The 20,423-nt window shown below is 63.4% G+C and carries 13 protein-coding genes and 2 tRNA genes; 12 read left to right on the forward strand and 3 right to left on the reverse strand.

What is annotated here, in order from left to right:
• Positions 1-10: 10 nt before the first annotated feature.
• Positions 11-901 (reverse strand): LysR family transcriptional regulator, encoded by an 891-nt coding sequence (locus WD006_RS07335; protein WP_017513954.1) that lies wholly within the window; start codon positions 899-901, stop codon positions 11-13.
• Between the two features lie 104 nt (positions 902-1,005).
• On the opposite strand from WD006_RS07335, the gene WD006_RS07340 reads away from it, so the two are divergent.
• The 7 genes from WD006_RS07340 (at position 1,006) to WD006_RS07370 (ending at position 15,432) form a co-directional block, all read left to right on the forward strand.
• Complete coding sequence (locus WD006_RS07340; RefSeq protein ID WP_011516855.1) at positions 1,006-2,979, forward strand: alkyl/aryl-sulfatase; 1,974 nt, start codon at positions 1,006-1,008, stop codon at positions 2,977-2,979.
• Between the two features lie 139 nt (positions 2,980-3,118).
• Positions 3,119-5,008 carry a flagellin gene (locus tag WD006_RS07345; protein WP_029307539.1) on the forward strand — a complete coding sequence of 630 codons (1,890 nt, stop codon included), beginning with the start codon at positions 3,119-3,121 and terminating at the stop codon, positions 5,006-5,008.
• Between the two features lie 623 nt (positions 5,009-5,631).
• On the forward strand, positions 5,632-7,329 hold the full coding sequence (locus WD006_RS07350; RefSeq protein WP_231108890.1) for a peptidoglycan D,D-transpeptidase FtsI family protein: 1,698 nt from the start codon (positions 5,632-5,634) through the stop codon (positions 7,327-7,329).
• Between the two features lie 226 nt (positions 7,330-7,555).
• Positions 7,556-9,778 carry a penicillin-binding protein 1A gene (locus tag WD006_RS07355; RefSeq protein WP_063834247.1) on the forward strand — a complete coding sequence of 741 codons (2,223 nt, stop codon included), beginning with the start codon at positions 7,556-7,558 and terminating at the stop codon, positions 9,776-9,778.
• 66 nt (positions 9,779-9,844) lie between these two features.
• Positions 9,845-10,486 carry a response regulator transcription factor gene (locus WD006_RS07360; RefSeq protein WP_029307536.1) on the forward strand — a complete coding sequence of 214 codons (642 nt, stop codon included), beginning with the start codon at positions 9,845-9,847 and terminating at the stop codon, positions 10,484-10,486.
• Between the two features lie 69 nt (positions 10,487-10,555).
• A complete protein-coding gene (locus WD006_RS07365) occupies positions 10,556-12,952 on the forward strand; it encodes an ATP-binding protein (RefSeq protein ID WP_051723049.1) in 2,397 nt (798 codons plus the stop codon).
• A 293-nt stretch (positions 12,953-13,245) separates the two neighbouring features.
• Complete coding sequence (locus tag WD006_RS07370; protein WP_035832599.1) at positions 13,246-15,432, forward strand: c-type cytochrome; 2,187 nt, start codon at positions 13,246-13,248, stop codon at positions 15,430-15,432.
• A 235-nt stretch (positions 15,433-15,667) separates the two neighbouring features.
• Here WD006_RS07370 and WD006_RS07375 read toward each other — a convergent pair.
• Both WD006_RS07375 and WD006_RS07380 read right to left on the reverse strand, forming a co-directional pair.
• Positions 15,668-15,744, reverse strand: a tRNA-Arg gene (locus tag WD006_RS07375).
• Between the two features lie 74 nt (positions 15,745-15,818).
• On the reverse strand, positions 15,819-17,069 hold the full coding sequence (locus WD006_RS07380) for a GGDEF domain-containing protein (protein WP_035832597.1): 1,251 nt from the start codon (positions 17,067-17,069) through the stop codon (positions 15,819-15,821).
• Between the two features lie 445 nt (positions 17,070-17,514).
• Between WD006_RS07380 and WD006_RS07385 the strand changes: the two genes are divergently transcribed.
• From WD006_RS07385 to WD006_RS07405, 5 genes are all read left to right on the forward strand, one after another.
• A tRNA-Pro gene (locus WD006_RS07385) sits at positions 17,515-17,591 on the forward strand.
• A 203-nt stretch (positions 17,592-17,794) separates the two neighbouring features.
• The gene (locus tag WD006_RS07390; protein ID WP_011516884.1) at positions 17,795-17,947 is read left to right on the forward strand and encodes a hypothetical protein; all 153 of its coding nucleotides are present in this window, start codon (positions 17,795-17,797) and stop codon (positions 17,945-17,947) included.
• A 429-nt stretch (positions 17,948-18,376) separates the two neighbouring features.
• Entirely contained in the window at positions 18,377-18,598 is a 222-nt protein-coding gene (gene infA / locus WD006_RS07395; protein ID WP_008641674.1) for a translation initiation factor IF-1, read from the forward strand.
• Positions 18,599-18,760: 162 nt separating this feature from the next.
• The gene (locus tag WD006_RS07400; RefSeq protein ID WP_011516885.1) at positions 18,761-19,237 is read left to right on the forward strand and encodes a SixA phosphatase family protein; all 477 of its coding nucleotides are present in this window, start codon (positions 18,761-18,763) and stop codon (positions 19,235-19,237) included.
• A gap of 246 nt (positions 19,238-19,483) precedes the next feature.
• Positions 19,484-20,335, forward strand: a complete 852-nt coding sequence (locus tag WD006_RS07405) for a GNAT family N-acetyltransferase (protein WP_011516886.1) — start codon at positions 19,484-19,486, stop codon at positions 20,333-20,335.
• Positions 20,336-20,423 lie beyond the last annotated feature (88 nt).

Raw genomic sequence — 20,423 nt, forward strand, 5'->3', positions numbered from 1 at the left:
TTTTGTTTCTTCAGGCCACCGCCTCGATCGCCGCCACGGCCCGCCCGGCGGCCGGCGAGAGCGTCCGCTGCGCAAGCCGCACGACCGCGAACTGCATCGTCATGGCGGGCAGACCCGGAACGTCGAGCGGCACCAGACTCCCCACCGCCGTCTCATCGCGGACCGCACGCGCTGGCGCCAGCAACACCGCATCGGTATGTTTGGCGAGATAGGTCAGGGCCCGGAAATCGTTGCTTTCGACCTGGAACGGCAGTGCCTCCCCCGGCTTGCAGCGCAACACCTTGCGCAGCCGCTCGTGCGTTTCGGGCGGGAACACCACCGATACCAGCGCTGCCTCCCTTAGCGCCGGCAGCAACACGGGCCGCCCCGCCAGCGGATGCCCCTGCCGCACGAACAGGCCAGCCGACTCCTCCGGCAGCCGCTGCACTTCCAGCTCGGCCAGGGTCGGCACTGTGCTCTGCTCGATCACGACGAAATCCAACCGCTCGGCGCGCAACGCGTCAAGCAGCGCGCGAGGATCACTGACCTCGGTCGCAATCTGCAGCCCGGGCCACTCCCGGTGCAGCAGGCAAAGCACCTCCGGCAGCAGCATCGCTGCCGGAAAGGCGCCGAGTCCGATCTGGACGCTGCCGATCTCGTGCTGCCGCACCAGCGTCAGGTCGCGGGTCAGGCAGTGCGTCTCGAACAGGATGCGCCGGGCGCGCTCGGTGACCATGCGCCCGACAGCGGTCAGCGTCACGCCGCGTGTGCCGCGATCGAACAGCACCGCGCCGGCTTCCTCTTCCAGTGTCTGGATGCTTCGCGTCAACGCCGGCTGACTCAGATGGACCCGCCGCGCCGCCGCTGCCAGGGAGCCCTCCTCCGCCACCGCGACCAGATGTTCAAGCCGTTTGAGATTCATATATGCGTAGATTGCATTGCTGCGATACGAAATTTGCACTTGAATTATAGGTCCGCACCGCATCCAATGACTCTTTTCCCGACTCAGCCCTGTAGAGCCTACCCATGCGCATTGCCCGCTTGACCGCCCTTGCTTCCGCCGCGCTGACGATGTCCGTCGCACTCGCCGGCCCGAATCCCGCTACTCCGCTGACCGAGCAATCGAACGCCGCATGGCTGCGCAAGCTGCCGTTCGCCGACCGTGCCGACTTCGAAGATGCCAAGCGCGGGCTCGTGGCGCGCTTCCCCGAGCCGACGATCAAGAGCGCCGACGGCAAGACAGCGTGGGACTTCGGCGCGTATGCCTTCGAATCGGCGGCGGACGCCCCGCCCACCGTTAACCCGAGCCTCTGGCGACTGGCGCAACTGAATAACGAAGCTGGCCTGTTCAAGGTGGCTGACCGCGTCTATCAGGTGCGCGGCGCCGACCTGGCAAACATGAACATCGTCGAAGGCGACACCGGCCTGATCATCATCGATACCTTGCTCACGGCGGAAACCGCCCGGGCCGCGCTCGACCTTTATTACGCGCACCGTCCGCGCAAACCCGTGCTGGCCGTGATCTATACGCACAGCCACGCCGATCATTTCGGCGGGGTACGTGGCATCGTCAGCGAGGACGACGTGAAATCCGGCAAGGTCGAGATCCTGGCGCCGAATGGCTTCATGGACGAAGCCGTCAGCGAAAATGTGCTGGCAGGCGGCGCGATGGGCCGACGGGCGCAGTACATGTACGGCACCAACCTGCCGAAGAACGCCACGGGCCAGGTCGATACCGGCCTGGGCAAAGCCACTGCGCGCGGCACCATCACGCTGCTGGCGCCCACGTCGTCGATCACCAAGCCGATCGAGACGCGCCGGATCGACGGCATCGACTTCGAATTCCAGCTCACCCCAGGCACCGAGGCGCCGGCGGAGATGAACATCTATCTGCCGCAGTTCCGCACGCTTTGCATCGCCGAAAACGCGGTGCGCACCCAGCACAACCTGCTGACGCTGCGCGGCGCGCAGGTGCGCGACGCCAAGGCATGGTCTTACTTCCTGAGCCAATCGCTATTGCGCTACGGCGATCGGACCGATGTGCTGATCGGCCAGCATCACTGGCCCACCTGGGGCCACGCACGCATCGTCGAGATGCTGTCCGACCAGCGCGACATGTACGCCTACCTGAACGACCAGACCCTGCGGCTGCTGAACCAGGGCCTGACCCCGCTCGAGATCGCAGACACGCTCAAGACGCTGCCCGAGCCGCTGGCCAGCAAGTGGTATGCACGGGACTACTACGGATCGGTCAGCCATAACGTACGCGCGGTCTACCAGCGCTACCTGGGCTTCTACGATGGCAACCCGGCCCACCTGAACCCGCTGCCGCCCGAGCAAACGGCCAGGAAGACCATCGAATGGATGGGCGGCGCCGATGCCGTGCTGGCCAAGGCCCGCGAGGCCTATGCACATGGCGACTACCGCTGGGTGGCGCAGATCGGCAATGACCTGGTCTTCGCCGATCCATCGAACGCTGCGGCGCGCGCGCTGCAGGCCGATGCGCTGGAACAGCTTGGCTACCAGAGCGAGAACGCCACGTGGCGCAACATCTACCTGACCGGCGCTCAGGAACTTCGCGATGGCGTGCCCAAGCTGCAGGGCAGCTCGCTCGGCTCGGCCGATCTCGTGCGCGCGCTGACGGTGCCGAACTTCTTCGACTATCTGGCCGTGCGCCTGAACGCGGACAAGGCCGCCGGCAAGGCCATGACGCTGAACTGGCAGTTCACGGACCTGAACCAGCGCTACGCGATGACGCTGCGCAACAGCGCGCTGACCTACGTGGCCGATGCCCAGCACGCGCAGCCGACCGCCACGGTCACGCTGACCAAGGCCACGCTCGACAAGATCAGCCTGAAGCAGCTCACCCTGCCGCAGGCCATGCAGTCGGGCGCGATCCGCATCGATGGCAACCCGCAGGCCGTGGCGGGCCTGTTCGCCATGCTCGACACGTTCGACCCGGCCTTCAATATCGTCACGCCGCACGGATACCAGAAGTAACCACGCGGTTCGCCACGCCGGCTCGAGCTCGAGCCGGCGGCTCGCATCCCCCGCTTTGGTGTGGGAACGCTACATTCAAGCCAAACGTCAAATGTGTCGATAACCGTGCTAAATGTCATAACAATAACCAGCACGAGTCATGGCCCTTACCATCGCCAGCAATGTCCTGGCGCTCAGCGCTTCCCTGCAGGCGGGGAAAGCGAGCAACGCAGTGGGCGACACCATTCGACGCCTGTCTTCCGGGCTGCGGATCAACTCCGCGCGGGACGACGCAGCGGGCCTCGCCATTGCCAGCCGAATGCGGGTGCAAGTCAGTGGGCTGAACCAGGCCCGACGTAACGCGGGCGACGGGCAATCCATGCTGGAGACTGCCAGCGGCGCCCTTGACTCCCTGAGCGCACGCCTGCAGCGCATCCGGGACCTGAGCGTTCAGGGCCTTAACGGCACACTTTCGCTCACGGATACGGATGCGGTCCAGGCCGAAATCAATGCGAACCTGAAGGAAATCGACCGCCTCACGCAGCAGTCCACGTTCAACGGCTTGCGGCTGCTGGACGGCAGCGCTGGCATGGTCAACCTGCAGATCGGCGCGAACGATTCGGACAAGTTGTCCGTGAACCTCGGTGGTTCCGGCTTTGGCGTCAACGCCCTGGGCCTGAAGGACTTCACGATCGCTGGGCTGCCCGGCACCGTCAGCGGCCTTGGCGTGCTCCAGGGCCGCAGTACCAACGTCATGATCGACAGCCCGACCACCACCGTCCACTGGCCGGCGGGCAGCACGAGCCCCAACCTCGTGCGGGACGTCAGCGGCACCATCTATGTGCAGGACGTGGACGGCGCCGGCAAGCCAACCTATCAGCAAGTGGGGTACCGGCCGACGACCGATACGGTAACGGGACTCAGCGACGTCGCGCTCTCTCCGTCAGGCCCGCCAGTGTTCCAAAGCCCGGCGGCGGTGGCATCGCGCGCCATCGGCGTGCCGAGCCTGCTTGACAACACGAATGCGCCGATCGCCGGCGCTTCACTGGTCCAGGCCGACGATGGCCGCTATTTCATCCTGAAGGCCGGCAACTACTATCAGGCCAGCCTAGGTTTCGGCACCTCGGGAACGGTCACCGCAAAGGCCGCCGACATGACGTCGCCGCTGACCGCGGCGGACTTCTCCACGCTGCCGGCAACCGTCACGCAAACGCCGCCCGTGGATCCCGCTGCCGACACCGTCGCGTTCCAGGACGCCAGCGGCGTCAGCCTCAGCGCATCCGCCTCGCGCCTGCTTCAACGCAACAACGGCACCTATGTGATCGAGGTGGATACGGGCGGCGGCAATTTCCGCTATTACGATGCAGCGCTCACGATGAGCGACGACGGCACCACGCGGACCATGACAGCCAGGGCGGTGAGCACCACCTACCAGTCGTTCACGGACTTGCCGTCGGTCAGCGGCGATTCGACGGTGACCATCGACCCGGCAAAGGTCTCGGTCAACTACACCGATCGAAACGGGGTGACCTATGGCAACGTGCTCGGGCTCGACGCCAGCGGCAACTACGTGTTCAACCTCCCGCAGTCGGCCAAGACCGGCACGCTGGTGACCGCGCAGGACGGTTCGCAGTACATCCGCACCGTCAACGGCAGCGAAGACGTGCTGATCTTCTACCCACTGACGTTCACGGCGCTGACCGACGCCTCCACCAACACGACGGTGCTCAATGTGGTGGAAGCCGGCGAGGGCATCCGTCTTAAGCAGCCGCTCGATCCGCTGGTAACGCTTGATCGGGCGCTCGCTGCCGTCGACGCCCAGCGCAGCCTGCTAGGTGCGGCGCAGAATCGGCTCGATTCGATCACCAATGCCCAACAGACGACCGCCACCAACCTGGATACGGCACGTTCACGGATTGAAGACGCCGACTATGCGGCCGAGGTCTCGAAGATGACTGCCGCCCAGATCGTCAGCCAGGCCGCCACAGCCATGCTGGCACAGGCCAACCAGCAGTCTCAGTCGGTGCTTTCGCTGCTGGGCCGGAACTGATTGCGGCCGACGTCAGCGGCATGGCACAGGCCCCGCCGCTGGCTGACGTCGCCGAATCGATCCCGGGTCGGGCCAATGACAACAAGGAGAGCCCACCGGCGCTAGCGCCCCCGCCGTTCACCCGGCCGATCACAATCCCCATGCATCGCGCAGTACCGTTCCAGCAGCACTGATTCCCGATCGCTCAGTACGATTCTTCCGGGCTTGTCCGGCGACTGCTCGCCAGGCGCCCAATAGTGCCGATGAGACGCGAAGTCGCGCCATACCGCCCAGACTGACAGCCCCACCATCGCTACGACGTAGATGGCGACATAGACGTTGTTTCTACTCACAGATCCCTTCCGCATACGGCTCGGCGTTTGCCTGAAGCTGCAACGCTAAGCCGCCCACGCCACCGCTTTGCCCGGACTGGTCTCGTTTCTGGCCACGTTTCTGACCACGTTTCATCGCGCGACCACCGCAAGCCGGAAAAGCCATCAATTCCAGACTAGTCCGGCCCGCCGGTCGGCCGCGCATCAGTACCCTGTTCGATCCTGATTTGTGGGCGCGAGCCGCACGTATGTGTCCGGCGTTCAATGCGCCCGATTGCTTGCAACCGCCGCAACTTTGCCAACAGGCTGACGATGCCCAGCAAGCGCTACATTGCCCATTCCCAGAGCTTCGCGAACACCATCGGGAGTTTTCACGCCGGTCGCTCCCGGTTTCTTGTGTTCCTGATCACGCTCTGCTTCCTGGGGCTCGCTATCCGCGCCATCTGGATCGCCGGACCTGGCAACGCGTTCTACCAGCAGCAAGGCGATTTACGCGTCAGGCGACAGCTCGATGTTCCGCCGACGCGCGGGCGAATTCTTGATCGCAACGGCCATACGCTCGCACAGAGCCTCCCGGCCGGCGCCATCTACTTGAGCCCCCGTCAGATGGTCTCCAGTGAAAAATACACGGGGCTTGCGGAGGCACTCGGTATGCCGCTGACAGAGATCGAGGCGGCATCGGCATCGGACCGGGGCTTTGTGTACCTCAGGCGCCAGACCGACGCGGCAACGCTGGAACTGGTCAAGACGCTTGCGCTGCCAGGCGTGGGAACGGTACGCGAGTTCAAGCGTGTCTATCCATCCGGCCCGCCCTTCGACGCCCTTCTCGGGCTGGTCAATCTTGACGGCATCGGCATCGAGGGACTGGAACTCGCGCTCAATGACCGGCTGAAAGGCGCGCGCGGGCGGAGCGTCGTCGAGAAGGACCGCCTTGGCAACATCCTCTCCCAGCTGGTGATTGCCGAGGCCGAGGACGGCGGCGATATCCATCTGTCGATCGATGAGCGGCTGCAAACCGCCACATACCAGGCATTGCAGCAGGCATCGGAAACGGTGAAGGCTCGATCCAGCCTTGCCGTGGTCACTGACGTCAAGACCGGCGAGATCCTCGCCGCCGCAAGCTGGCACGCCGATAGCAGCAAACGTCGCGCTGCGGCGCTGATCGACGCCTTCGAGCCAGGCAGCATCATCAAGCCGCTGATCGTCGCGGGTGCGCTGGAACTGAAGCGCGTTGCACCAGACACGTTGATCGAGACGAACGGCAGATTCGATTTTGCCGGCGCGAAGATCACAGACGTCCGGAACTTCGGCCAGCTATCGGTCGCGGGCGTTATCGAGAAATCGAGCAACATCGGCATGGTGAAAATCGTCTCCCGCCTCTCGCCGGACGAACTGTGGACGCACATGCACGCGCTCGGCTTTGGGCGAAAGGCTGACTCCTTCCCATTTCCCGGCCTGGGTAGTGGTCGCATGCATAGCGCGCGGGGGATGACGCCGATTACCCAGGCGACCATGGCATATGGATACGGGCTGACCGCCTCCGCGCTACAGATCGCGCAGGCATATGCGGCGATCGGCAATCGCGGCCAGCTTATCCCCCTTACCCTCGAACGGCGGCCAGCAGGAAGCGAGACGCGCGGCACGCAGGTCCTGACGCCAGCAACCGCGGAGGCCGTGCTGGCCATGCTCGAACGCGTGACCGGTGCCGGAGGGTCAGGCCGACAAGCCCGCGTGAACGAGTACCGCGTCGGCGGCAAGACCGGCACGGCCTACCTGCACGTCCCGGGGCGTGGATACGACAAGAAGCGCTACCGCGCGTCGTTTGCCGGCGTGGCACCCCTGTCCGCGCCCGAGATCGCCGTCGTGGTCAGCGTCGAGGATCCCAGCGAAGGCAGCCACTTCGGCGGCAAAGTCGCAGCGCCAATCTTCGCGCAAATCGTCTCGCGTGCCATGCAATTGCGGCATGTGGTTCCAGATGCCCCACCGGCCGAGGCCAACATCGCACGTTGAGTTTCGGTTCGGGCCAATTCCAGACCAGTCTTGTATGCAGTCCGGAAACCGTCCGACAGACTGATGGTCACAGCCACCCTCAGGATATACCGGCGCGCGGCGATCCACGCGTGCCCAGCCTTCAGCGATGCCAACAGAGTCAAAGCCGGAAACCACCAACACTCCCGGACGGGCCCGGATTGCAACCTGCCTGGGCGCGCTTGCCGGTCTCCTTATCGCGCTGGGAATGGCCTTCGGTGCCTGGCACGTCTATCAGGCATGGCTGTCGCTCCCGGACGTCAATAGCCTTGCCGCGTTCAAGCCAGACAGGCCGCTGCGCATTTATTCTCAGGATGGCATCCTCCTGGCCGAGTATGGCGACGAGCGCCGGGAGATCGTCCCGCTTTCCAGAATTCCGATCGTCGTGCAGCAGAGCCTGCTGGCGATCGAAGATGCGCGGTTCTACGAACACGGTGGCGTGGACTTCTCGGGATTGTTCCGCGCTGCATGGGCCAACTTCGCATCGGGCCGGCACGCGCAGGGGGCCAGCACCATCACCATGCAGGTAGCGCGCCGCCTGTACCTGTCCAGCGAGAAGACTTACGACCGGAAGCTGCGCGAAGTTCTTCTGGCCTTCAAGCTGGAGCAGCAGTTCAGCAAGCAACGGCTGCTTGAGGTCTATATGAACCAGATCTATCTGGGCGAGCGCGCATACGGATTTGCTGCCGCGGCGAGCATCTATTTCGACAAGTCACTCGACCAGTTGACCCCAGCGGAAGCCGCCCTGCTCGCGGGCCTCCCCAAAGCACCGTCCGCATTCAACCCGACGGTCAACCCGGAGCGTGCCCGCGTACGCCAGCGGTACATCCTCGCGCGCATGCACGAGCTTGGATATCTGGGCGACGAACAGTACGCATCCGCATTGGATGAACCGCTTCGGCTGAAGCCACGTAGCTATGCCATCGACCCGGCATTTGCCTTTCCGGTGGAGCGCGCACGCCAACTGGTCGTGGACCAGTACGGTGAACGCGCCTATCGCGATGGCCTGGACGTGACGCTAACCATTCAAACCGCCACGCAGGCAGCCGCTTACGATGCCCTGCATGACGGCCTGCTTCGCGCCCAGCAAAGACGACGCTATATCCCGCTGGGACGGGTGGCCATCGACGGCAATGCGCCAGCATCGGGGCTTGACGACTATCCGGATCGGGACGGCCTCACCACGGCCGTCGTCACCGCCACGGCCGATCGCAGCGGCCGCCTGACGGTCAAGACGCGCGATGGCACGACCCTTCGTGCGCAAGCACCCGCGTATGCCGCGACGCCGCTGACGCGCGGCACGGTTGTCACCATGGCAAGCCTGGGTGGCAAATGGGAGATCGGGCAAGCGCCCGACATGGAGGGCGCGCTGGTTTCCATCGATTCCGTCAGCGGCGATGTCGTGGCGTGGGTGGGTGGCTATGACTTCCATCGCGGCAAGTTTGATCACGCCGTGCAGGCGTTGCGCCAGCCGGGCTCCTGCTTCAAACCCTTTGTCTACTCCGCCTCTCTCGAAAAAGGCTACTTTCCGGGAACCATGGTGGACGACAGTCAGCGGGTACTGGACTCGACCGTCACCGGTGCCCGGCCCTGGCGGCCCAAGAACTACGGCGGCCGCTACGACGGCTTCATCACGGCACGCGAGGGGCTTGTCCGCTCCAAGAACCTGGTGACGGTGGGGCTGACGCAGGCTTCCGGTATCGATTACGTGCGGGATTTCGCGCTGCGATTCGGCTTCGCGCCAGACCTGAATCCCGGCAGTTTCCCCCTGGCGCTGGGCGCCGGCAGCGTGACGCCGATGCAATTGACGCAGGCGTACGCCGTCTTCTCCAACGGCGGCTATCTCGTGCAGCCGCGCCTGATCGCCCGGATCGTGCAGCGCGGTGACCAGGAGCTCTACACATCGGCCGGAGACATCGAGCGCAAACAGATCATCTCCCCACGCAACGCGTTCATCATGGACTCGCTGCTTCGCGATGTGGTTCGGAAAGGCACCGGTCGCGCGGCGGCCCATATCGACAAGGCCGACGCTGCCGGCAAGACGGGGACCTCGAACGATGCCAGGGACGCATGGTTCGCCGGATACGCGACGGGGCTGGCGACCACCGTATGGGTAGGCCATGACCAGTTCCGCAGCCTCGGGGCGGTCACGGGTGGGACGCTTGCACTGCCGATCTGGACGGACTTCATGCGCCACGCCACGGCTGACCGCGCCCCGATCAGCAGAGCGTTGCCGGACGATGTTGTCGAGGAAAACGGCGACTACATCTACCGCGAGTATCGTTCGTCCGCCTGCGTGAGCGATTCCCACGCATTCATCCGGACGGGATACCGCTGCGCATCCGAGCCCGCGGCCATCCCGACACGCGAGCAGCAACGCGAGCACGAGCAGGTCCTGGAGTGGTTCCGGCAAGACGCCGATAACGTGTGACGCCTCGGGCGCGATTGCTGCAAGGCTTATAATTCAGCGCCTGCGATACGTCTTGGAAACCGCAAAATGCCCATTTCGATCATGGTCCTGGATGACCACGAAATTGTTCATCAGGGTATCGTCCGGGTACTGCAGCAGAACTCTGCATTCGCAATTCTCGGGACATTCACCCGCAGCAGGGATTTCGTGCAGGCGCTCAGGAACAAGGCGCCCGATCTGGTGATCATCGACTATGCGCTAGAGCCTTCGGATGCGGACGGCATCGGCGTTATCCGGATGATCCGGCGACAGTATCCGGGCATCAAGATCCTCGTTCTATCTGCCCACGACAGCCCCGTCACCATCGCCCTGGCAATGAAGGCGGGGGCCGATGGGTACTGCATCAAGAACGGCTCGATTGCCGACATCACGGCGGCTATCGCCAAGATACTCCGGGGGTCAAGCCACATCCCAGCCCAGGTTGCCTCGCTTTCCGTGTTCGGCAAGGAACAGGGGGAAGGCGCGCCGGGCTCGGGGGGCCTCACCGCCGCGCTGACCGAAAAGGAACGCGAGGTGCTCAGGTGCTTTCTGGACGGGATGACGGTCAACGAAATCGCCGCGAAATTCTCGCGCAGCAAGAAGACGGTGAGCGGCCACAAGCAGTCGGCGCTCCGCAAGCTGGGGATCCGCTCCGACAACGACCTGTTCAAGGTGCGCCACCTTATCTGACCTACGCCCAGCGACTTGCCCGCAACCCAGGACGAAGATATCGATGTCGGCACCGAATCCCCACGCATCATGAAACGGGCACTGCTCCTGATCCTGGCTGTCCTGGCCGGCTTCATTCCGTACGCCCGCGCCATGGCGCAAGGTTCCTGGGGAGCGACGGAGGAAGCATGGCTGAAGGAGCACCACGTCCTGCGTATCGCTGTGGACCCCTACTGGCAGCCGCTCGAGTATGTCGAGAACGGAACCGCCCACGGGCTCAGCATCGCCTATGTCCATGCCATTGCCGATCGGCTTGGCCTGACGGTGCAACTGGTGCCCACGAAGTCATGGTCGGAATCCGTGCGCAAGCTTCTGGACGGCGAGGTGGACGTGCTGCCCGCCGTGCCCGACTTCCAGTTACCCAAGTCCGCCGGAACACGGATTGCGCTGACACGTCCTTACTACGTTGGCACGACACTGGTTGTCGCAAAGGCGCGGGACAAGAACTACTTCGATCTGTCGAGCCTGGGCTGCATTACCGTAGCCGTCAAGGAAGGCGGCGCCTATCACCAATGGTTCGAAGGTCACCCGTTGCCTTGCACGCGGATACTCCCGGAGCCGAGCGACAGCATGGCATTGGCGGCAGTTCGTGACGGCAAGGCTGCCGCCGCTGTCGGGCCGAGCGCGGTACTTCATCCGCTCATCCGGCTGCAGTACGACAAGACGCTTCATATCGCGGGGACCATCGCCGAGCTGCCGCTGGTGCTGCGCATGGCTGTCCGCCAGGATTCCGCGCCGCTGCTCTCCCTGATGAATCAGGCGCTGGCATCGCTCAGCGCCGGGGAAACCGACCAGCTCTATCAGAACTGGCTGGAGGGCGCGGATTACCTTCAGCCATCGCTCAAGGCACTCTGGCACTACTACGGCGCCACGATTGTGCTTTTCCTGATCGTCCTGATATCACTGGGCGTTTCCGTCTACCAGGCGATGCGTGCCCGCGCCAATGCCTTGAAGAGCGAGAAGGTGAAATCCGAGTTCCTGGCCATCATGAGCCATGAGATACGGACGCCCATTAGTGCGGTCGTGGGCGCGCTGGAGTTACTCGATCGGGAAGACAACAACACGCCAAGACGAGAACTTCTTCATCGGGCTCGAGAAAGCGCCGACTCGTTGCTCGCGGTACTCAATAACGTCCTGGACTATTCAAGCATCAGTACCGGGAAGATCCTCGTGAAGCCCTCGGCGCTGCATGTGAACGACCTCGTCCGCTCGGTGCTCGATGGCTTCGAAGCCATCGCCGATCGCAAGGGCATTGCGCTCCAGCTGAACGACCAGTCTGGCGGTCACACCATCAACCTGGACGGTAATCGCGTACGCCAGGTGCTGGGCAATCTCGTGGCAAATGCGATCAAGTTCACCGAGCAGGGTACCGTCACGGTCGACGTCCGGCTGTCCCGGTCAGAGCGATCGTCGGAACGCGTCACGCTGGCGATCCGCGTGAGCGACACGGGCATCGGTATTACGCCAGAGGATCAACCAAGGCTGTTTCAGCCCTTCAGCCAGGTGGGGAACGCCCGTCAACGCCAAACGGGTAGCAGTGGCCTTGGCCTCTCCATCTGCAAGAAGCTCGTGGAAGCCATGGGGGGAAGCATCTCGATCTGGAGCACCCTCGGGCAGGGTACGACGGTCGAGTTTTCGCTGGAAACGACGATTGCCGACACACACGACGAGACCGCCTTGCCCCCCTCGCCACAGGTGGCAGCAAGCGTCTCCGGGGCGATTCTGGTCGTTGAAGACACGCCGGCCAACCAGTTGGTGCTCATGGAGCAGTTGCGCGCGCTTGGGTATGACCCGGTGCTTGCGGAAGCCGGCGCCCAGGCCATCGACCTGTTCTCGACTCGATCGTTTGCCGCCATTCTGCTGGACCTTCACTTGCCGGACGTCGACGGCTTCACAGTCGCAAAGCAAATGCGCGCCCGGGAGGACTCGACGCATTCGCAACCCACACCAATCATCGCCGTGACGGCCGAAGCCGGGCCGGAACAGGCATTGCGTTCGCTGGATGCGGGCATCGATTGCGTTCTAGCCAAACCGATCAATCTGCAGGGATTGCAGGAAACATTGCACCTGTGGATTCCGGATTGCCACGCGACTGGCGCGATCGGGGCGACTGCTACCGACGCACTGAACGCACTCAACGCCAGCCATTCCAGCCATTTGGAACGTACCAAGACCATGGCGGAATACGCGCAGCTCGAACTTGCAGCGCTCGATGCCGCCGCGCGGGCGCGAGACATTGTCATGACCAGACATCATCTCCATCGTCTAAAAGGGACACTACTCCAGTCCTCGCAACTCACAAACCTGGCTGAGAGCATCCCGTCCATCGAGGCCAGCCTCGACAAGGACGTCGACTGGGATGGCATTGTCCTGAGCCTTCAATACCTTCGACCCGAGATTCTCAGGCGGTCAGCAGATGACGCTTGATGCTGGCGAGCGCGGCAGATCGCCCTCTTCCGGACTCCACCTCGACACCCGGCAAGCGCGACGCGCTTGCGCACACCGAACTATCCAGATCGCACAGACAACGACTGCGAGCGATTGCCCGCCGATGGGATCGGTAAGCGCACCGAGAGTTACTTCCACATCACCAAATGATTGATCTACGTCAACTCCATGTGCGGGGTGTTGGCGCGACCATGCACTGACAAAACCCTTTGGACATCAAGGGCATAAAACACGCGGAACCTCATGGGGTTCCGTTCCTACCGCACACAATAATGAGAATTCCCGCGATCACCATTCGAAAGGCCCTGCAAGGCGGATTGGCCTTGCTGACGGCCATCGGGGCGACATATGCCCTGGCACAAACCGAGCCCGCACCTTCGCCAAATGCGACCCATCCCCAGGTCATCGACGACTTGCCGGCGAACTACGCTGCCAGCCTGGATGCAGCGACTCGGAAGCAAGTCGAACGGGGCCGATACGTAGCGCGGCTAGGCGATTGTGTCGCCTGTCACACCGGCACCGACAAGTCCAGACCGATGGCAGGCGGGCTTGCGCTGGAGACGCCATTCGGCACGCTGCATTCGACCAACATCACACCCGACCCCGAAACCGGGATCGGCCGATACAGCTTCGCGCAGTTCGACCGTGCGATGCGCAAGGGCGTGGCCGCCGACGGCCACAACCTGTATCCGGCCATGCCGTATCCCTCCTATGCCAAGCTCACGCAGGAGGACATGCAGGCGCTGTACGCATACCTGATGCACGGCGTGAAGCCAGTCCGCCAAGCCAATCAGCCGTTGGGGATGTCATTCCCTTTCAACCAGCGCTGGGGATTGGCAGTCTGGAATTGGCTGTTCCTGGACGCAAAGCCCTTCCAGCCCAATGCAAAGCAGAACGCGGAATGGAACCGCGGCGCCTATATCGTGCAAGGGCTCGGACACTGCGGCGCATGCCATACGCCTCGCGGCATTGGCTTCCAGGAGAAGACCATGTCCGATGCTGGCAGCACGGGCAAATTTTTCCTCGCGGGAGAGACCGTGGAGGGATGGCGCGCACTGAGCCTGCGCAGCCTGTGGACGCCTGAAGACACCGCCGAAATTCTTAGGACCGGGCGCAACCGGCATGGCACGGTGTCGGGAAACATGGTCGACGTGGTGCAGCACAGTACCCAGTACATGACGGATGGCGATCTGAAGGCCATCGGCGTCTATCTCAAATCGCTACCGGCTGCGGGGCATGACAAGCCGATGCAGGTCGCGCAGGGGCCAGCGCCCGCCATCGCGCCGCGCGCGTCAAAGGCCGCACCGGACGTTGTACCGGCCACCGCATCTGGAGCGCCCGTCGACCTCTATACCTCGCGCGGTGGATTGGGATACCTGCAGTTCTGCACCGATTGCCATCGCTCGGATGGTGCCGGGGTGTCAGGCGTGTTCCCGGCGCTTGCGGGCAACCCGGTACTGATGTCCGACGACCCCTCGACGCTCGTTCACATCACGCTGACGGGCTGGCGTTCCGCCCAGACTGCCGACAATGCCCGCGTCCTGAGCATGCCGGCATTCGCCCGCCTGAGCGACCAGGAAATTGCCGAGATCCTGAACTTCACCCGCAGAAGCTGGGGCAACGACACAGCCAAGCCGATCGCGGCAGCCACGGTGCGGAGTATGCGCAAGCAACTCGACGTCCGTAAGCTTGACGACAGCAAGTTCGAAACCCCGCGCATCGCCAACATCTTGAAGGAGTCCAACGCCACACAGCTGGTTCTTGGTGCCCGGCTGAACATCAACACGCACGAGATGCTGCCCAGGAATGTGGGCAATGCGCTGAACTGCGCGAGTTGCCACCTGAATGCCGGGACCGTCGCGGATGGCTCGCCGTATGTTGGTGTGTCCGCGTTCTTCCCGAGCTACGCGCCGCGGGCCGGCCGGGTCATCACGCTGGCAGACCGTATCAACGGTTGCTTCCTGCGATCGATGAACGGCAAGCCGCTGCCGCTCGACTCCGAGGAACTCAAGGCGATGGTCGCTTACTTCGACTGGATGAAACGCGAGACCAAGCCAGAGGACAAGGTCGAAGGCCGCGGTGTCGGCAAGATCGACCGCCGCCTGGTACCGAACGTGGAAAACGGCAAGAAAATCTACGCAGTCCAGTGCGCGCTATGCCACGGTGACGGCGGCGAAGGCATCAAGAATGCCAACGGCAAGTGGGTCTATCCGCCGCTGTGGGGCGACGAGTCCTTCAACATCGGTGCGGGTATGGCGCGAACCTATACGGCAGCGGCCTTCGTCAAGCGCAACATGCCCATCGCTTTCCATAACGGGTTCCCCTTGGGCCAGGGCGGGTTGACCGATCAGGAAGCCGTGGATGTCGCCGAGTACTTCACCCACATGCCCCGGCCAGACTTCGCGGCCAAGGTCAAGGATTGGCCCAACGACAAGAAGCCGGCCGACGCACGTTACTAACGCTTCTTGGCTGGCGCGGCCCCGACGTCAAAACGTTGGGGCCGCCGACGCCAAATGTCGGATGTCGGAAACACACGCTACCTGGAGGGATAGGACGTCGGCACAGTGCGCAGCATCGCGTGCGCGGCGTGTCATCAGGTGCATGGAAGCTCCAGGGACGCCAGAGAGGCTGTAGAAGTGCAGGCCTTGGCTGGCGATCCGCTCTCCATCGAACGGTCTCCAAACCTGGAATTCTTGGCCCGCCCTAGAGGATTCGAACCTCTGACCGCTCGCTTAGAAGGCGAGTGCTCTATCCAACTGAGCTAAGGGCGGCGCGGCCTTGCCATTGCGGCAAGGCGTGCATTCTACCGCAGCACGAATGCCGCGCACAGGACACATCGTCTGCTTTACGAAGGTTCGCGTTCGCGCACGCGTGGGCGACGCGGCATTCCGGTGAACTCCTCCGCATCGTGCGAGGAAACGCAGTTCCGGCCCATCTGTTTGGCGTCATAGAGCGCGCGATCCGAACGACGCATGACCGCGTCGGCGTTTTCGCCCAACTGCCATTCCGCCATCCCGATGCTAACCGTGTAGGCGATTGGGTCTGGCTCGGACGGGCACGGTGTCGCCCGCACCAGTGCGCTGAGTCGGACGCTGATGGCGCGGCCCGTCTCCAGTCCGGTGGCAGGCATCACGATCGCGAATTCCTCGCCGCCGAGACGGCCGATCACCGAGTCCGGCGCCGCCACCTTGCGCAGCAGTCCCGCGAAATGGCGCAGCACGCTGTCTCCAGCCAGGTGTCCATAGAGATCGTTGATGGCCTTGAAGTGGTCCAGGTCCATGAACGCCACGGTAAGTGGCTTGCGCGAGCGCTCCGCCTGCTTGCAGGCAAGTTCGAGTTCTTCCCAGAATGCGCCACGAGATAGCACATCGGTTAGGTCGTCGTGCCGCGCGCGACGTTCGATGATCTGGCGCAGACGGTCATGGGCCATCAGCGCGAAGCTGACGGCCAGCCCCATCACGCCGAACACGAACCAGACAGTCATGCTTTCGTGACGATCAACCAGCGGCTGCACGTGGCCGTCCATGAGCGCGGCGAACATCGGCCAGGCCTCCGCGCCAGCCAGTACTGCGCAACCAAGGGACAGGACAGATAACGAGAGTGCTGCCAGCCGACCCGTGCCGCGCTTGAGCGGCACCAGGGCAACCGTGATCCGGGCAATTTCCAGTAGCAGCAGGGTCTGGATCGACGCCGTGGCGAGCCCGAGCCAGGCGAGTGTGCCGGTCGGCACATGCCCCAGGCCCATTTCGGCAAGCCCGCCGGCCGCATAAATCGTCAGCGCGGCCAACCCGGGGAGGTTCAGCACACCAAGCACCACGCCACGACCACGCTTGCCCGCGAAATGCCGTGTGCCGTAGACCATCATCGACAGTCCCGCGGTCAGGGCGAACTCAGGGAGCACCGCCAGCGGCCACTCTGGCCGGTATGCGTGCGCGGCCTGAAGGACCACGGCCAGGGTCACCAACAGATCGCCGAGCGCCCACGACGTGAGCCCGCTACGCTCCATACCCGCAGAGCGCCGCAACACGGCACAGACGATCGCCATCTGCAGCGCTATCAAGCCTGCGATCAGCACCACCACCTGCGACTGAAACATCTCAATTCCCGTTCCAAAGGTGTCGTCATGCTCCGCACGGCAATGGCGCACCTTCTGATTCCGGCCCGCGACAAGCCGTCATATTTTGTTTTCCGCAGGTCCGGCTGCCCGGGTGCCGTGGCACAGCGTGCCGGGCCGGGCATGGCTCAGGCGTGCCCCAGCCCAATCGCATCGCTTGCGGGGCTGTCTCGCCATAGTTGTGATAGTCGGGACCAGGTCCGTGTGAATACTGCAATGCCGGGCGCGAAGCGCCAGGTCGGACCGTTACGGTGTGCGGATTATGTCAGCGCGCCGCACCAAGTCAAGCCAAAACCGAACCCGCCTGAAGCAGGGTGCGTGGCCAGAGAATCAACCGGCACATCGGGCAACCGACGACGCGCCGGTTAGAATATCTTTCACGGCACAATTGACCTGGCGGCCAACACCGCGATAGAATCGCCGGCTCCGGAGCGTAGCGCAGCCTGGTAGCGCATCTGATTTGGGATCAGAGGGTCGTAGGTTCGAATCCTATCGCTCCGACCATATTTGCAGGCAGTTTTAGGCAGAAGATTGAACGGCTTACGCCTCACGGCGTAGGCCGTTTTTTCTTGCCCGTCTCTAGCCTGTCATAAGGCTCCCCATATCGTTGATGTCGTGTCCGAGCACGCGCAGCGCCGTACGGACGCTGCTGCATTGCTCCTGCCCGCGCAGTACCATACGCAGGAACCAACCCAATAAAGTGCACCATGCGTTACGTAAAGGCCATCGTCTCTGTACTGATCTGCGTTGCTCTGGTCGGCCTGCTGGCCCGACAACTGCCGCAATACGAGGAGGCCATCATCATGGTCGGCTTTGCTGCCGCGGTCGTGCTGGCACGCTGGCTGGTCCGGAAGCCGTAGTACGTTGCGCGTCAGAAGACGCAAAAGCAGCGACTCAAAATGGAACCTGCACTGCACAATCAGCTGCTTGCAGCGCTTCGGTCATTTGATACGCCGATGTCGCGCCGCAACACGATCCCAGGTAGCTGACGACGTACGATCCTCCGCGTCCGATGCTGCGCCTGCGATCGTGCTATAATCCCGCGTCAGTTTGGGGTATCTGAGCATGCCCTGTAACCGGGTCGGCGCCGCCAGGCGCACTGGAACATTTGGCCTCCACACCCCACATCGGGGGAGTTGGGACCGGTCAGACCCGGAAACACATTGCCCGCCTTTCCCCGTGACGCACACGGTCGCGCCGTTGTGGCACGCCCGCGGGTGAACGTCCTCAGGGTCCCCTCGATCCCTTTAACTCATGCAGCCTAGGGTGCTGCCGCAAAGGAAAACAGATTGGCTAAGGAAGAACTCATTGAATTTGGCGGCGTGGTGTCGGAAGCCCTGCCCGACAACCGTTATCGCGTCACGCTGGAAAACGGCGTGGAAATCTGGGCATACGCCTCCGGCAAGATGCAGAAGCACCGCATCCGTATCCTGGCAGGCGACCGCGTGACCCTGGAAATGTCGCCCTACGACCTGACCAAGGGCCGCATCAATTTCCGCCACAAATCCTGAGTTCGATCCTGTCACGCGGCTGACACGGCCGCTACGGACACTGACGGGCTATCCGGGGGCAATCCCGCCGGATAGCCCGTTTTTGTTTTCGGCGACCTCCACCTTGATGGCGGCAGCCCGCTTCACCATACTCAAGGCTCGTACGAAGCCCCTGCCCCGAACATGAACCTGATTCTGTGGCGCCACGCCGAGGCGGAAGACCTGCCCGACGTACTGAGCATCTCACGCTCGGCCGACCTTCAGCGACCATTGACCCGCCGCGGACGCAAGCAGGCCGAATCATCGGCCGCGTGGCTGCGCGCCCGTCTGCCGGCCGACTATCGGGTTGTCTGCAGTCCGGCGCTGCGTACCCGGGAAACGGCGGCCGCACTGACGGGCAAGGCCGAGATCCTCGATGAGCTCGCCCCAGGGGCGGATGTCGGCGCCGTGCTTGCGGCGATCGATTGGCCCCAGGGGCACGAATACACCGTCGTCGTGGGACACCAGCCCTGGATCGGCCAACTAGCCAGCCTGCTGCTGGCCGGGCAGGAGATCAACTGGAGCGTCAAGAAGAGCGGCATCTGGTGGCTGACTGCCCGCACCCGCGAAAGCGAAGCGCAGGTCGTGTTGCGCGCGGTGATCCCGCCCGATCTCCTCTAGCACCCACTCCAATTCCGACACCCGCAACTGAACAGTTGCTTGTCACGTCTTCCATCTGGACGCTCACATTTCGGATATCGGCGATAGCCGCGAAACGGCTCCTCACCTAAGGTTGGGGCCTCAGCAATCAATGTACCGCGCGCAGGCGCGTGGCCGTCACTGAAGCGTCACCATCAATTCACGGCGCTGTCACCCGGCATCTCTACATTGTTTCAAAGCCGTTTCGTCACCGAAAGGACACACCTGATGCGAGACCTTCCGACGCCTACCCAGCCGCTCTTCGACTCCTTGCCCACTGGCCTGACCGGCCAGTCGGCGCGGAGGCGTCTTCCTCGTCAGCCAGCACAACGCCAAACCGAAGCACAAGTTGCAACGCCTGCTTTCAGCGTGGCGTGGGCGCGTCACCAGGACGAAGTAGCCGAAGCCCAGCGCCTACGCTACAAGGTCTTTGCCGAGGAAATGGGCGCGCGACTGCAATCGTCAGCCACTGAAACCGATGTCGACATGTTCGACGCCTACTGCGACCACCTGATCGTTCGTGATCAGGAGACGCTGAGGGTGGTGGGCACCTATCGCGTGCTGCCACCGCATCAGGCCAAGCGCATCGGCTGCCTGTATGCCGAATCGGAGTTCGATCTGGTTCGTCTCTCGCACCTGCGCCCCAAGATGCTCGAACTGGGCCGCTCCTGCGTGCACCGCGACTATCGCTCGGGCAGCGTCATCATGGCGCTGTGGGGCGGGCTCGGCGAGTACCTGCAACGCTACAACCTCGAAACCATGCTGGGCTGCGCCAGCGTGCCGATGAGCGATGGCGGCCACTACGCTGCGAGCCTCTATCGCCTGTTCGCGGAAAAATCGCTGGCGCCGATCGAGTACCACGCCTTCCCGCGGGTACCGCTGCCGGTGGAAGACCTGAACCAGACGCTGGACGTCGAACCGCCAGCGCTGATTAAGGGTTACCTGCGCCTGGGCGCGAAGATCTGTGGCCTGCCCGCCTGGGATCCCGATTTCAACGTGGCCGATTTCCTGACGCTGTTGCGCGTGCGCGACATGAATCCGCGTTATGCACGCCATTTCCTGGGCCTGAATCGCGACTGATCCCAGGTCGGATCGGCAGATCCTCTGACCTGGCAAACAAAACGGCGATTCCCTGGAGTCGCCGTTTTGCATCGCAGGCCACGTCAAT

It is taken from the genome of Cupriavidus sp. Met-2, from assembly GCF_049843575.1.
Taxonomy (GTDB): domain Bacteria; phylum Pseudomonadota; class Gammaproteobacteria; order Burkholderiales; family Burkholderiaceae; genus Cupriavidus; species Cupriavidus metallidurans.

Coding starts and splice junctions, on each gene's coding strand:
- WD006_RS07390 (WP_011516884.1), top strand. CDS start 17,795: ATGCGTTACGTAAAGGCCATCGTCTCTGTACTGATCTGCGTTGCTCTG.
- WD006_RS07340 (WP_011516855.1), top strand. CDS start 1,006: ATGCGCATTGCCCGCTTGACCGCCCTTGCTTCCGCCGCGCTGACGATG.
- WD006_RS07380 (WP_035832597.1), bottom strand. CDS start 17,069: ATGTTTCAGTCGCAGGTGGTGGTGCTGATCGCAGGCTTGATAGCGCTG.
- WD006_RS07365 (WP_051723049.1), top strand. CDS start 10,556: ATGAAACGGGCACTGCTCCTGATCCTGGCTGTCCTGGCCGGCTTCATT.
- WD006_RS07405 (WP_011516886.1), top strand. CDS start 19,484: ATGCGAGACCTTCCGACGCCTACCCAGCCGCTCTTCGACTCCTTGCCC.
- WD006_RS07335 (WP_017513954.1), bottom strand. CDS start 901: ATGAATCTCAAACGGCTTGAACATCTGGTCGCGGTGGCGGAGGAGGGC.
- WD006_RS07370 (WP_035832599.1), top strand. CDS start 13,246: ATGAGAATTCCCGCGATCACCATTCGAAAGGCCCTGCAAGGCGGATTG.
- WD006_RS07355 (WP_063834247.1), top strand. CDS start 7,556: ATGGCCTTCGGTGCCTGGCACGTCTATCAGGCATGGCTGTCGCTCCCG.
- WD006_RS07400 (WP_011516885.1), top strand. CDS start 18,761: ATGAACCTGATTCTGTGGCGCCACGCCGAGGCGGAAGACCTGCCCGAC.
- WD006_RS07360 (WP_029307536.1), top strand. CDS start 9,845: ATGCCCATTTCGATCATGGTCCTGGATGACCACGAAATTGTTCATCAG.
- WD006_RS07345 (WP_029307539.1), top strand. CDS start 3,119: ATGGCCCTTACCATCGCCAGCAATGTCCTGGCGCTCAGCGCTTCCCTG.
- WD006_RS07350 (WP_231108890.1), top strand. CDS start 5,632: ATGCCCAGCAAGCGCTACATTGCCCATTCCCAGAGCTTCGCGAACACC.